We start from the raw sequence: 11,884 nt of genomic DNA on the forward strand, positions 1-11,884 counted from the left end.
ACTCAGAGTCGTTTTCGTGCTGTGGATAACCGCTGTGGATACCGGCCAAGCTGTGGATAACTCTGTGGACCGCCGGATCGGCCGGGCAGTGCCCGACCGATCCGCAGCAGTCCGTCAGATGTCCAGGAACCGCACGTCCTTGGCGTTGCGCTGAATGAACGACCGGCGCGCCTCGACGTCCTCACCCATCAGCACACTGAACAACTCGTCGGCGGTCGCCGCGTCGTCGAGAGTGACCTGACGCAGGGTACGCGTCGCCGGGTTCATAGTGGTTTCCCACAGCTCGGGATAGTTCATCTCGCCGAGGCCCTTGAAGCGCTGGATGTCGTCCGGCTTGGCGTTCGGCTTCTTCTGCTGCCGCAGCGCGATCAGACCGTCCCGCTCGCGGTCGGAGTACGCGTACTGGGCGTCGTCGCCCTTCTTGTTCCACTTGATCTTGTAGAGCGGCGGGGCGGCCAGGTAGACGTTGCCCATCTCGACAAGCGGACGCATGAAGCGGAACAGCAGGGTGAGCAGCAGCGTCTGGATGTGCTGGCCGTCGACGTCCGCGTCGGCCATCAGCACCACCTTGTGGTACCGCAGCTTCTCCATGTCGAAGTCGTCGTGGATGCCGGTGCCCAGCGCGGTGATCAGCGCCTGGACCTCGTTGTTCTTCAGAACCCGGTCGATCCGGGCCTTCTCCACGTTGAGGATCTTGCCGCGGATCGGCAGGATCGCCTGGGTCCGTGGGTCGCGGCCCTGCTTGGCCGAGCCACCGGCCGAGTCACCCTCGACGATGAACACCTCGGACTCGCGGGGGTCGGTCGACTGGCAGTCGGCCAGCTTGCCCGGCATCGAGCCGGACTCCAGCAGCGACTTGCGCCGGGCCAGCTTGCGCGCCTGCTGCGCGGCGATCCGGGCCCGGGCCGCCTGGGAGGCCTTCGTGATGATCATCTTGGCCTCGGCCGGGTTGCGGTCGAACCAGTCGACCAGCCGGTCGTTGCAGACGCGCTGCACGAAGCTCTTCACCGGGGTGTTGCCCAGCTTGGTCTTGGTCTGGCCCTCGAACTGCGGGTTGGCCAGCTTGACCGAGATGATCGCCGCGAGCCCTTCGCGGATGTCCTCGCCGGAGAGCTTCTCGTCGCCCTTGAGCAGCTTCTTGTCGGTGCCGTACCGGTTGACCACGCTGGTCAGCGCGGACCGGAAGCCCTCCTCGTGGGTGCCGCCCTCGTGGGTGTTGATCGTGTTGGCGAAGGTGTAGACCGACTCGCCGTACGACTCGTTCCACTGCATGGCGATCTCGAGTGACATGCCCTCCTCCTCGGCCTCGAACTCGACCACGGTCTTGTGGATCGGGCTCTTCGAGGCGTTGAGGTGCCGGACGAAGTCCGCGATGCCGCCCTCGTAGTAGAAGGTGACCTCGCGTTGCCGGCCGTCCTCCTCCTCGGCCACCCGCTCGTCGAGCAGGTGGATGCGGAGGGCGCGGTTGAGGAAGGCCATCTCCTGCAGGCGCCGGTAGATGGTCTGGAAGTCGAAGTCGACGGTCTCGAAGACGTCGGGGTCGGGCCAGAAGGAGACGGCCGAGCCGGTGCGGTCGGTGGTCTCGCCCTTCTCCAGCGGGCCCGGCTTGGAGTTGGTGTAGTGCTGCCGCCACACGGAGCCGGACTTGTGGATCTCGACGAACATCTTGGTGGAGAGCGCGTTCACGACGGAGACGCCGACGCCGTGCAGGCCGCCGGAGACCGCGTACGCCTTGCCGTCGAACTTGCCACCCGCGTGCAGGATGGTGAGCGCGACCTCGACACCCGGCTTCTTGAGCTTCGGGTGGAGGTCGACCGGGAAGCCACGGCCGTTGTCGGTGACCTGGACGCCACCGTCGGCGCGCAGCACCACGTCGATGGTGTCGCAGTAACCGGCCAGCGCCTCGTCGACCGCGTTGTCGACGACCTCCCAGACGAGGTGGTGCAGACCGCGCTCGCCGGTGGACCCGATGTACATACCGGGCCGCTTGCGAACCGCCTCCAGCCCCTCGAGAACGGTGATCGACTCTGCGCCGTACTCCTGCTTGTCCTGCGCTGCCACCCTCGGCCACTTTCTCGCGTCAGCCGCGCCGGTAGGGGCGCGTCGGGCGCGGGTTCGGCGGACAGGACGCGACGTCGGCGCGCGGACCGGCGCCGGAGACCTCCGGACAGCGGGTCGAACGCGCCGGTCGCCGCGGTTGCCCGCGGATCGCGATCGGCTCGACCCGACGTGGAGAATGAATCTGGGCCACTGGCCCCGTCCCACTCCCGCACCGGGTCTTCGTCTCGCTGTCAATCCTACTGTGCGTGGAGGACAGAACCACCACTCGGCACCCTCAGAGAGGCGGCTGAGAAGTCCGTAGCCGGCAGAACCCCGTCGCCCACGACTCCCCCCACACGCCAGGCTCCCATCGCACGCGCCGCCCCGGAACGGGTTGACCCGCGGTCGGGCGGGTCGGGGGTCGCGGCCAAAGCGTCCGTGCCGTACGTTTGCGGCGCCCCGGAACCAACCTTGATCTTTACCGGTTGGAACCGGGACGATCGACCCGATCGACCCGACACGTGCTCTTTAAGAGGTGACAGATGGGGCTGGACAACGTCGCGGTGCACTGGCCGCGTACCGGCCGCTTCTACGATCCGGTCGCGCCGGCCGAGTTCGTCGACTTCGGCGAGATCGTCGACCTGCCGCGCATTTCCGCGCCGACCGCGGCGCTGGCCGAGCTCATCGCGAAGACCGGCACCATCCGGGCGACCGCGTACACCGAGTTGGTAGATCTGCTGCTCGGCCTCGAAGGTGTGTTGTACGCCACAGACGCCGCCGCCGAGGACGAGGACCCGGTGATCGATCCGGACGGCTGCTCCTGGATCGCGAGCGGGATCGAGAGGTTCGTGGCCGCGCACCGCGCGAACGGCGAGGCGGTCACCTTCGAGTCGGTGAGCACCGTGCTGCGCTCGCTGCTCGGCGACGGTCGGTTGGCCGAACAGCAGCTGCGCTGGCTGGAGAGCCGGCTCGACGCGCTGCGCGACGAGAGCGGTGACCCGCCGCAGTGGAACTTCACATGCGCCGAGCTGGGCGTGCTGGCCGCGTTCTACCGGCGCTGCGCCGAGCGCGGGTTCGCCGTCTACGCCGACGCCTGAGCCGCCGTGTCGGCCTCCGCGGCGGCGGCGGGGCGGCCGGCAGCCGTGATCAACTGAGTGAGCACCCCGTGCAGGTGTTGCAGGTCCTCGACGGGCAGTCCGAGTCGCTGCACGATCGCGGCCGGGATCAGCTCCGCCTGACTCCGCAGCGCCGCGCCGCTGGCGGTGAGGGTGACGGCGAGGCTGCGCTCGTCACTCCTGTCGCGTTCCCGGCGCAGGTAGCCGGCCGCTTCCAGCCGCTTGAGCAGGGGTGACAGCGTGCCCGGGTCGAGCTGGAGCAGGCGACTGAGGTCGCGGCCGGACAACGGCGCGTGCTGCCAGAGCGCCAACATCACCAGGTACTGCGGGTGGGTCAGCCCCATCGGTTCCAGGAGCGGGCGGTAGACGGCCACCACGCTGCGCGCGGCGACCGAGAGGGCGAAACAGACCTGCTGCTCCAGGGCCAGCGGGTCGACGCCGTCCGGTCGTTCGCTCATCGGTTGCCCTCTCTCCGCACGATGACTATCGTACCGATCATTGGTACACCAACCATTGGTGCCCCAACGGTCTCCCTCGTGCGACGGGCGAGACCCGGCGAGGCGACGCGGGGAAGAGGGCGGCAGATGAGCGAGGACGGCGCGGTCACCAGGGCCCAGGGCGAGGGTGGCCGACTGATGCGCTGGGCCTTCCGGCACCTCGCCGGCCCGGCCGAGGGTGTGCAGGGCGCGGTCCAGGGCGGCTCGGCCGAGGCCCGCGAGGCGTGGAAACGCGACCTGGCCGAGCGCAAGCGCTTCACCCGGGAGCAGCGGGAACGCAAGCGGGCAGCCCGCGAGGCCGACCGGCGCGGCTGAGGGGTCGGCTCAGCCGTACGTGTCGCGGGGGCCCCGCCCGCGTACCCGGCGTGGGCCCTTCCCCCAGGAGGGCGCGGCCGGGCCGTGAATGTGCAGCTTGCGCACCACGTTGTGGCCGACCTCGCTGGCGATCTGCTTGAGCAGCGAGCCGGCCAGCAGCCGCAGCTGGGTGGCCCAGGCGGTCGAGCGCGCCTCCACGGTCAGCTCGCCGTTCTCCAACTTCACCGGGCGGCTGTTCTGCGCGACCTCCGCGCCGACGACCCGCTCCCAGGCGCCGAAAACGGTGGCCTCGGCCGCCGGCTGCTGCCAGCCACGCGCCTTCACCAGCCGGTTGAGCACGGCACTGAGTGGCTGCGGATCACGCGGGTCGGGGCCGGGGCCGGAGTAACCGCGCAACCGCCGCCCCGAGCCGCCGGCAGCGTCGCCGCCGCCGGGGGCACGCCGCGCGCGGGCCGCCGCCTGCCGCCGGGACAGCGCCGCGTCGAGCACCGCCCGGGCCAGCTCCGGCCCGCTGGCGGCCGCCGCCGGCTCACCGCCCGCCGATCCCTCCGCCACCTTCGGGGTACGCGCAGCCGGGCCGTCACCTGTCGCCGGTCGTTTGGTGCCTGGCTCATCCGACACGGCGTACCGTCCCTTCGCCGACCTGGTAGCGGATGCCGCGCAGAGCGGCCGGCACGTCGTCGTCCACCGCGCAGGTGACCAGCAGCTGACTCGCCCCGCCCACCAGCTCGGCCAACCGCTCCCGGCGGCCGGTGTCCAACTCCGCGAAGACGTCGTCGAGCACCAGCACCGGCTCGATGCCGTCGGCGCGCAACAGGTCGTACCCGGCCAGCCGCAGCGCGAGAGCGAACGACCACGACTCGCCGTGGCTGGCGTACCCCTTGGCCGGCAGCGGGCCGAGACTCAGGGCCAACTCGTCGCGGTGTGGGCCGACCAGGGTGGTGCCCCGCTCGATCTCGGCGGAGCGGGACGCGGCCAGGGCCGCCGTCAGCGCCTCGGCCAGCGCGGCCCGGTCGGTGGTCGGCTCGGCCAGCTCGATCGAGGGTCGGTAGGCGATGCTCGCCGCACCCCGACCGGCGGCCACCGCGTCGTACGCCTTGGCCACGTGCGGGGTGAGCGCGGCCACCAACTCCAGGCGGCCGGCGAGCAACTCCGCGCCGTGCTGGGCCAGGTGGGTGTCCCAGACCGCGAGCGTGCCGAGGTCACCGCCCCGCGACCCACCGGTCTTGCGGGCCAGGTACGCGGTGCGCAGCAGGGCGTTGCGTTGCTTGACGACCCGCTCGTAGTCGGCCCGCACACCCGCGTACCGGGGCTGTCGGTTGACCAGGAGGTCGTCCAGGTAGCGCCGGCGCTCGGACGGGTCGCCCCGGACCAGCTCAAGATCTTCCGGGGCAAAGAGCACCAGCCGGAGCGCCCCGAGCACGTCCCGGGCCCGCCGCGCCGGTGAGCGGCCCAGTCGGGCCCGATTGGCCTTGCCGGGCACGATCTCCAGCTCGACCAGGAGCTCGCGGCCGTCGTGCACCACCGCGCAGCGGATCACCGCGGAGGTGGCGCCCATCCGGACCAGAGGTGCGTCCGTGGCGACCCGGTGTGAGTCCAGGGTCGCCACGTAGCCCAGCGCCTCGACGAGGTTGGTCTTGCCGACGCCGTTGGCGCCGATCAGGACGTTCGCCCCCGGCTGGAGGTCGACGGCCACCCGCTCGTACGAGCGGAAGTCGACAAGTTCCAGCCGGTGAACATACACAGGTTGTGGATACCGCTCAGGACTTGTGGACGGCGTGGCCACCGAACTGCTGACGCAGCGCGGAGACGGCCTTCATGGCGGGCGAGTCGTCCTGTCGCGAGGCGAACCGGGCGAACAGCGACGCGGTGATGACGTTCAGCGGCACGGCCAGCCGGACCGCCTCGTCGACCGTCCACCGGCCCTCGCCGGTGTCCTCCGTGTAGCCGCTCAGGTCGGCCAGCTCCGGGTCCTCGTCGAGCGCCCGGTCCAGCAGGTCGAGCAACCACGAACGGACGACTGTGCCCTCCCGCCAGGACTTGATGACACCCGGCACGTTGGTCACCAGCTCCGAGGCGGCCATCAGCTCGTAGCCCTCGGCGTAGGCGTGCATCAGCCCGTACTCGATGCCGTTGTGCACCATCTTCGAGTAGTGCCCGGCACCGACCGGGCCGGCGTGCACGAACCCGAACTCGCCCTCCGGCTTGAGCGCGTTGAAGATCGGCATCAGGCGGTCCACGTGCTCCTGGGCGCCGCCGACCATCAGCCCGTAGCCGTTCTGCCGGCCCCAGACGCCGCCGGAGACCCCGACGTCCAGGTAGCCGATGCCCCGCTTGTTGAGCCGCTCGGCGCGGGGGGCGTCGTCGCTGAAGCGCGAGTTGCCGCCGTCGATGATGATGTCGCCCTCGCCGAGCACCTCGGCGAGCTCGTCGATGGTCGCGTCGGTGACACCGGCGGGCACCATGACCCAGACCACCCGCGGGGACTCAAGCTTCTCTGCCAGGCCCGCGACGGTTGTGACGTCGCTGATCTGCGCGTTGTGGTCCAAGCCGACCACCTCGTGCCCGGCCGAACGCAACCGCTCCCGCATGTTGCCGCCCATACGGCCGAGTCCTACCAGGCCGAGCTGCATGTGTTTCTACCTCCGTGGATCTGGTGTTGCTGGGCGCGATCAGCGCGAGACGCGGATCGGCATGATGAGGTACCGGTACCCCGGAATGACCTCGCCATCCTCGCCGGCGGGTGAGATCACCGCGGGTTTGAAGGCGTCGACGAACGAGAGCACGGCCGTCTGGGCACCCAGGTTTGCCAGACCGTCGATGAGGTACTGCGGGTTGAAGCCGATGGTCAGCGGGTCACCGGTGAAGGTGGCCTCCATCGCCTCGCTGGCCCGTGCCTCCTCGGAACCGCCGGCCTCGACCACCAGGCCGTCGGCGCTGAAGCTGAGCAGCACCGGGGTGGTCCGTTCGGCGACCAGCGCGACCCGCTTGACCACCTCGATCAGCGTGCTGACCGGCACCCGGGCCGCGGCGTTGTGCGTGGCCGGGAAGAGCGAGCGCACCGGCGGGTAGTTGGCGCCGTCGAGCAGCCGGCTGGTGGTGCGTCGGGTGCCGCCCGCGAGGCCGACCATGCCCTCGCCAGCGGCGCCCTGGGCGAGGGCGAGGGTGACCTCGCCGCCGATCGGGCCGAGAGCCTTGGCGGTGTCGTTCAGGGTGCGGGCCGGCACCAGGGCGTTGATGCTCACCTCGGGGTCGTCCGGCCGCCACTGGATCTCGCGCAGCGCCAACCGGTAACGGTCGGTGGCGAGCATCGACAGCGTGTCGCCGGACAGCTCGACGCGGACGCCGGTCATCATCGGCAGGGTCTCGTCGCGACCGGCCGCGATGGCCACCTGGGACACCGCGGTGGCGAACGCGGCGGCGTCGACAGTGCCGGCGCTCTGCGGCATCTCGGGCAGCGCTGGGTAATCCTCCACCGGCATGGTGGGCAGGGTGAACCGGGCGCTGCCGCAGACCAGCTCCAGGTGCGCGCCGACCGCGGCGATGTCGACCGGCTTGGCCGGCAACGCCTTGGTGATCTCGGCGAGCAGGCGGCCGGAGACGAGCGCGGCGCCGTCGGCGTCGCCCTGCACCTCGACGGTCACTTGACTGGAGACCTCGTAGTCGAACCCGGAGACCCGCAGGTTGCCGTCGGTGACGCGGAGCATCACCCCGGCGAGCACCGGTACGGATGGCCGGTTGGGCAGGCTTTTCGCGGTCCACGCCACAGCCTCGGCGAGCGCGTCGCGCTCCACTCGGAACTTCATCAATGCCTCCGCGTCGACGTCAGCGACAACTCTCTCATGCCGACCGCTGCCTACCGTCCCGCCCGACCGTGCGGGTACCCATCGCACCTTAGGGCGCGGGGACATCGGCTGTGCGCCCGACCCCATGGTTCGTGTCGATGCTGACCGGCTGATCCGGCAGCGTTCGGCCCGATCCACAGAAAGCCCAACGGTGATGATTGGTTTTTGTTCTCTTAGAAGAGATAACTCATCGTCTTCATCGCACCTGTGCAAACTGTGGAAAACCGGCGTCTGCGCAGCTCAGACAGGTTATCCACCGGTGATTTAGCTGTGGAGAACCGGGGGTACAACCGGCCTGCGTGTCCACAGCCCGGTCTCGTCCACCGGTTGTCCACCGTTGTCCACCGGTTGTCCACCGGTAATCCACCGACTTTCTCCCCAAGCCTGTGGATCGCGGGGAAGATCACCATTGCCGTCATCCCCAGAACCTTCAACAGCTCGTACACAGGTTGATGATGATCGGTGGATAACGTGACGGTCGTCCCCAGGCGTCCACAGCCTCGTCCACAGGGTTTCTCCACAGCCTGTGGGTAACTGGCGGAGGACGGACCGTAGTTATCCACCGACGGTGGACAACGAGCTGTGGACAACGAGTGGGGATCAAGGCGGTCACGGCCTCGATGCTGTGGTCTACACCATGTCGAGAGTCCAGCTGGAGGACCAAAAAGAACGCCCGGCCGGAGATCCGGCCGGGCGTGTCCCGGGCTGTGCGCCGCCGCGCGGCGGTCGTACGCCTCAGCTGTTCTGCTTGATCCGGTTGGTCAGCTCGGCGATCTGGTTGTACAGCGAGCGGCGCTCCGCCATCTGCTGACGAATCTTGCGGTCGGCGTGCATGACAGTGGTGTGGTCCCGGCCACCGAACGCCTGCCCGATCCGGGGCAGCGACAGCTCGGTCAACTCCCGACACAGGTACATGGCCACCTGGCGGGCGTTGACCAGCACCCGGGACCTGGACTGGCCGCGCAGATCCTCCAGGCTCACCCCGAAGTAGTCAGCGGTCGAGGCCATGATCTGGTCGGCGTTGATCTCCGGACCGGCGCCGTCGGGCATGAAGTCCCGAAGCACCTCCTCGGCCAGCGACAGCTCGACTGTCGACCGGGTCAGGCTGGCGAACGCGGTCACCCGGATCAGCGCGCCCTCCAACTCCCGGATCGAGTTCGACACCCGGGAGGCGATGAACTCCAACACGTCCGGCGGGGCGTACATCCGCTCCTGCGCCGCCTTCTTCTGCAGGATCGCGATCCGGGTCTCCAGATCCGGCGGCTGGATGTCGGCCAGCAGCCCCCACTCGAACCGGGTTCGCATCCGGTCCTCGAGGGTGGCGAGCTGACGCGGCGACCGGTCAGAGGTGATCACGATCTGCTTGTTGGCGTTGTGCAGGGTGTTGAAGGTGTGGAAGAACTCCTCCTGGGTGCGCTCGCGGTTCTCCAGGAACTGGATGTCGTCGATCAACAGGATGTCGACGTCGCGGTAGCGCCGCTGGAACGCGCTGGTCTTGTCGTCCCGGAGCGAGTTGATGAAGTCGTTCGTGAATTCCTCGGTCGAGACGTACCGGACCGAGCGGGCGTTGCCGAGTGTCGTGGCGTAGTGCCCGATGGCGTGCAACAGGTGGGTCTTGCCCAACCCGGAGTGCCCGTAGATGAACAGCGGGTTGTACGCCTTGGCCGGCGACTCCGCCACCGCCACGCTCGCCGCGTGTGCGAAGCGGTTGGACGAGCCGATGACGAACGTCTCAAACATGTACTTCGGGTTGAGCCGGTTGCCACCGGTGTCGGCGCCGGGCAACCGGCGGTCGTCGCGGCCACCAGGCCGATGGTCCACCGCGCTGCGGCCCGGGCCGCTGTCCGTTCCGCTGTCCCGGGGGAGCGAGCGGATCACGTGCTGGTCGCGCGGCGACCCCGAGTCTTCGCGGTAGCGGGGCTCGTACGGCCGGGTGTCCGGGCCCTGTGGGTCCAGTCGGGCGGCCTGCTCGTCGTAGCCGCGTCGGTCCGGGCCCGGTCGGGGCGGCCGCATGGGCTCCGCGAAGGCGGCGCTGAACAACGCCTCCTGCCCGTCCCTGCTGGCCGGAATCAGCCCCGAGCGATGCCCGTCGACGGTCGGCGCGAGCGGCGGACCCGCCGGCGCGGGCGGCGCCACCGGATCGGCGGTACGCGGCGCGGGTGACTGCTCAGGGATCATCGCGTCGCCCGACGGTCGAGCACCCTGGCCGTCGTCGAACGGCGCGACGCCCGGGCCGTCGATGTCCAGCTGCCCGGTCTCCGGGGCGCTGCGGTAGACGGTGCCGGCCGGTCGGCCGGTGGCGTCCTCGGCAACCCGAACGGTGACCGCGACCTGGATCGGTCGGCCCAGCCGGCGGGTGAGCGCCTCGGTGATCGCCGGGCGTAGCCGTGACTCGATCACGTCGCGGGTGAACGCGTCCGGAACGGAGAGCAGTGCGGTGTCCTCGACGATCGCTCGCAGCCGGGTCAGGCGGAGATAGGCACGCTGCTGGGCGGAGATGATCTCGTCGGCGAGCTCGTCGGTCGCCGCTAACCACACTGCGGCAAGGTCGGTTGTACCGGCCACCGTCGTGCCACCCCCTCGCCTCTGCTCCCGGCCGCCGCTGTCTGCCAGCCGGCCGTCCCGGGCCCGCCGCGTTCGCGGGTGGAACAACACCCACCCGGACGGTCGACCGGTGGTCATCCACAAGTTATCCACAGCCTGTGTACCGACCGATTGTGGCCGCCTCCGGACGCGGGTGGCACCTGCCCCTGCCTGAACGGGCGCTGAAGCGGGTTCACCGTGCCGAACGATTCACTGCCTTGTCCGGTCTTGCCTGCGCGACGACCGGAGCTTCCGACGCTCACCGCAATCGGGCACGGTAACAGCGTTGTCCCTGCGCCATCAACCGGCGACGCGGCGGCGCCCTTGTCGGCATCAGCGAAAACCGCCCTCCGGCCTCGGGCGCGTCCTGTTGTTCACTGCTCGGGGTGTTTGACGGTCATTGCCCCCCTGCGTAGGCTGGAACGGCTGCTTTCCCGCCCTCTGCTAGGGTGATGGGTGCTTGCTGTCCGCGGTCGCATCCCCGCATCGCCGAGGTCCCGTTCCGCCGGGCAGCACCGATCGTGGGCCACCGTCGAGGTGGCCTGGACCACCACACGACCCCGGCGATCCCGTCGCGCGGGGCGCGTACGAAAACGGAGAGCCTGACGTGAGCAAGCGCACCTACCAGCCGAACAACCGCCGGCGCGCGAAGACCCACGGCTTCCGGCTGCGCATGCGCACCCGTGCCGGCCGTGCCATCCTGTCGAGCCGTCGTGCCAAGGGTCGCACCACCCTGTCGGCCTGAGCCGACCGGGCCGGTCCAGGGGACGTGAGCAGTCGTGCTGGCCGCCGCACAGCGACTGCGGCGCAGCACTGACTTCGCCGCAGCGGTTCGCGGTGGCCGACGCGCCGGACGTGGCGCCGTCGTGGTCCACCTGGCCATGCCGGTGACCGTCGACCCCAGCACACCGACCTCGTCGGAGCCGGTACGGGACAACAGTGCGGAGCAGTCGTCCGTGCCGTCCCGTGCCGGCTTCGTCGTGTCCAAGGCGGTCGGCAACGCGGTGACCCGTAACCGGGTCCGGCGTCGGCTGCGGGCGCTGGTCCGGGAACGACTGACCGCCCTGCCAGCCGGCAGCACCCTTGTCGTCCGGGCGCTCCCCGCCGCGGCGCAGGCGTCGTACCCCCGGCTCGCCACCGACCTGGACGCCGCCATCGCGGTCGCCAGATCGCCCCGCGAGCGGCGGTCCCGATGAGCGGCACCGAGCAGAGCAGCCCACGCCCGTCGACAACCGGTGCCAAGGTGCTGATCGCGCCCATCATCGCGTACCGTCGGTGGATAAGTCCGGCACTGCCGGCACGCTGCCGGTTCTACCCGTCGTGCAGTGCGTACGCCCAGGAGGCGATCGCTCGACACGGCGCGCTCCGGGGAGCCGTGCTGGCGGTCCGGCGGTTGTTGCGCTGCCACCCCTTTCACCCTGGTGGATATGACCCGGTTCCGGAGCCGGGCGGCCGCCGCCGTGCTGATGTGACTGGAGCCCCGAATTGA

At 69.9% G+C, this 11,884-nt stretch carries 12 protein-coding genes; 5 read left to right on the plus strand and 7 right to left on the minus strand.

All coding sequences use genetic code 11. The annotated features are described in order from the left end of the window. Positions 1-114: 114 nt before the first annotated feature. Entirely contained in the window at positions 115-2,061 is a 1,947-nt protein-coding gene (gene gyrB / locus IW248_RS25185) for a DNA topoisomerase (ATP-hydrolyzing) subunit B (protein ID WP_196928939.1), read from the minus strand. A gap of 521 nt (positions 2,062-2,582) precedes the next feature. Between gyrB and IW248_RS25190 the strand changes: the two genes are divergently transcribed. Next, a complete protein-coding gene (locus tag IW248_RS25190; RefSeq protein ID WP_196928940.1) occupies positions 2,583-3,137 on the plus strand; it encodes a hypothetical protein in 555 nt (184 codons plus the stop codon). Here IW248_RS25190 and IW248_RS25195 read toward each other — a convergent pair. Next, positions 3,122-3,613, minus strand: a complete 492-nt coding sequence (locus tag IW248_RS25195; protein WP_196928941.1) for a MarR family winged helix-turn-helix transcriptional regulator — start codon at positions 3,611-3,613, stop codon at positions 3,122-3,124. The two genes, IW248_RS25190 and IW248_RS25195, sit on opposite strands and share 16 nt — an antisense overlap. Positions 3,614-3,739: 126 nt before the next feature. Here IW248_RS25195 and IW248_RS25200 point away from each other — a divergent pair, with 126 nt between their 5' ends. Next, on the plus strand, positions 3,740-3,967 hold the full coding sequence (locus IW248_RS25200; protein WP_124816111.1) for a hypothetical protein: 228 nt from the start codon (positions 3,740-3,742) through the stop codon (positions 3,965-3,967). A gap of 9 nt (positions 3,968-3,976) precedes the next feature. On the opposite strand, the gene IW248_RS25205 is transcribed toward IW248_RS25200, so the two are convergent. From IW248_RS25205 to dnaA, 5 genes are all read right to left on the minus strand, one after another. Then, the gene (locus IW248_RS25205) at positions 3,977-4,588 is read right to left on the minus strand and encodes a DciA family protein (protein WP_372432729.1); all 612 of its coding nucleotides are present in this window, start codon (positions 4,586-4,588) and stop codon (positions 3,977-3,979) included. Next, the gene (gene recF / locus IW248_RS25210; RefSeq protein ID WP_196928942.1) at positions 4,578-5,711 is read right to left on the minus strand and encodes a DNA replication/repair protein RecF; all 1,134 of its coding nucleotides are present in this window, start codon (positions 5,709-5,711) and stop codon (positions 4,578-4,580) included. Before recF ends, IW248_RS25205 begins: the two co-directional genes overlap by 11 nt. Before the next feature lie 16 nt (positions 5,712-5,727). Next, complete coding sequence (gene gnd, locus IW248_RS25215) at positions 5,728-6,600, minus strand: phosphogluconate dehydrogenase (NAD(+)-dependent, decarboxylating) (protein ID WP_124817402.1); 873 nt, start codon at positions 6,598-6,600, stop codon at positions 5,728-5,730. A gap of 39 nt (positions 6,601-6,639) precedes the next feature. Next, positions 6,640-7,773 (minus strand): DNA polymerase III subunit beta, encoded by a 1,134-nt coding sequence (gene dnaN, locus IW248_RS25220; RefSeq protein WP_124817404.1) that lies wholly within the window; start codon positions 7,771-7,773, stop codon positions 6,640-6,642. Between the two features lie 774 nt (positions 7,774-8,547). Beyond that, complete coding sequence (gene dnaA, locus IW248_RS25225; protein ID WP_196928943.1) at positions 8,548-10,377, minus strand: chromosomal replication initiator protein DnaA; 1,830 nt, start codon at positions 10,375-10,377, stop codon at positions 8,548-8,550. A 625-nt stretch (positions 10,378-11,002) separates the two neighbouring features. On the opposite strand from dnaA, the gene rpmH reads away from it, so the two are divergent. Genes rpmH through yidD form a run of 3 tightly spaced genes read left to right on the plus strand, consistent with a single transcriptional unit; the run spans position 11,003 to position 11,884 of the window. Continuing rightward, complete coding sequence (gene rpmH, locus IW248_RS25230) at positions 11,003-11,140, plus strand: 50S ribosomal protein L34 (protein WP_007453904.1); 138 nt, start codon at positions 11,003-11,005, stop codon at positions 11,138-11,140. 34 nt (positions 11,141-11,174) lie between these two features. Further along, positions 11,175-11,591 (plus strand): ribonuclease P protein component, encoded by a 417-nt coding sequence (gene rnpA / locus IW248_RS25235; protein WP_196928944.1) that lies wholly within the window; start codon positions 11,175-11,177, stop codon positions 11,589-11,591. Beyond that, positions 11,588-11,884 (plus strand): membrane protein insertion efficiency factor YidD, encoded by a 297-nt coding sequence (gene yidD / locus IW248_RS25240; RefSeq protein WP_124817410.1) that lies wholly within the window; start codon positions 11,588-11,590, stop codon positions 11,882-11,884. The genes rnpA and yidD overlap by 4 nt, the downstream gene beginning before the upstream one ends.

Source organism: Micromonospora ureilytica (genome assembly GCF_015751765.1).
Classification (GTDB): Bacteria; Actinomycetota; Actinomycetes; order Mycobacteriales; family Micromonosporaceae; genus Micromonospora; species Micromonospora ureilytica.

What these genes read in the sequence shown, in the direction of transcription:
- IW248_RS25190 (WP_196928940.1), top strand. Translation starts at nt 2,583, where the DNA reads ATGGGGCTGGACAACGTCGCGGTGCACTGGCCGCGTACCGGCCGCTTC.
- IW248_RS25195 (WP_196928941.1), bottom strand. Translation starts at nt 3,613, where the DNA reads ATGAGCGAACGACCGGACGGCGTCGACCCGCTGGCCCTGGAGCAGCAG.
- IW248_RS25200 (WP_124816111.1), top strand. Translation starts at nt 3,740, where the DNA reads ATGAGCGAGGACGGCGCGGTCACCAGGGCCCAGGGCGAGGGTGGCCGA.
- gnd (WP_124817402.1), bottom strand. Translation starts at nt 6,600, where the DNA reads ATGCAGCTCGGCCTGGTAGGACTCGGCCGTATGGGCGGCAACATGCGG.
- dnaN (WP_124817404.1), bottom strand. Translation starts at nt 7,773, where the DNA reads ATGAAGTTCCGAGTGGAGCGCGACGCGCTCGCCGAGGCTGTGGCGTGG.
- yidD (WP_124817410.1), top strand. Translation starts at nt 11,588, where the DNA reads ATGAGCGGCACCGAGCAGAGCAGCCCACGCCCGTCGACAACCGGTGCC.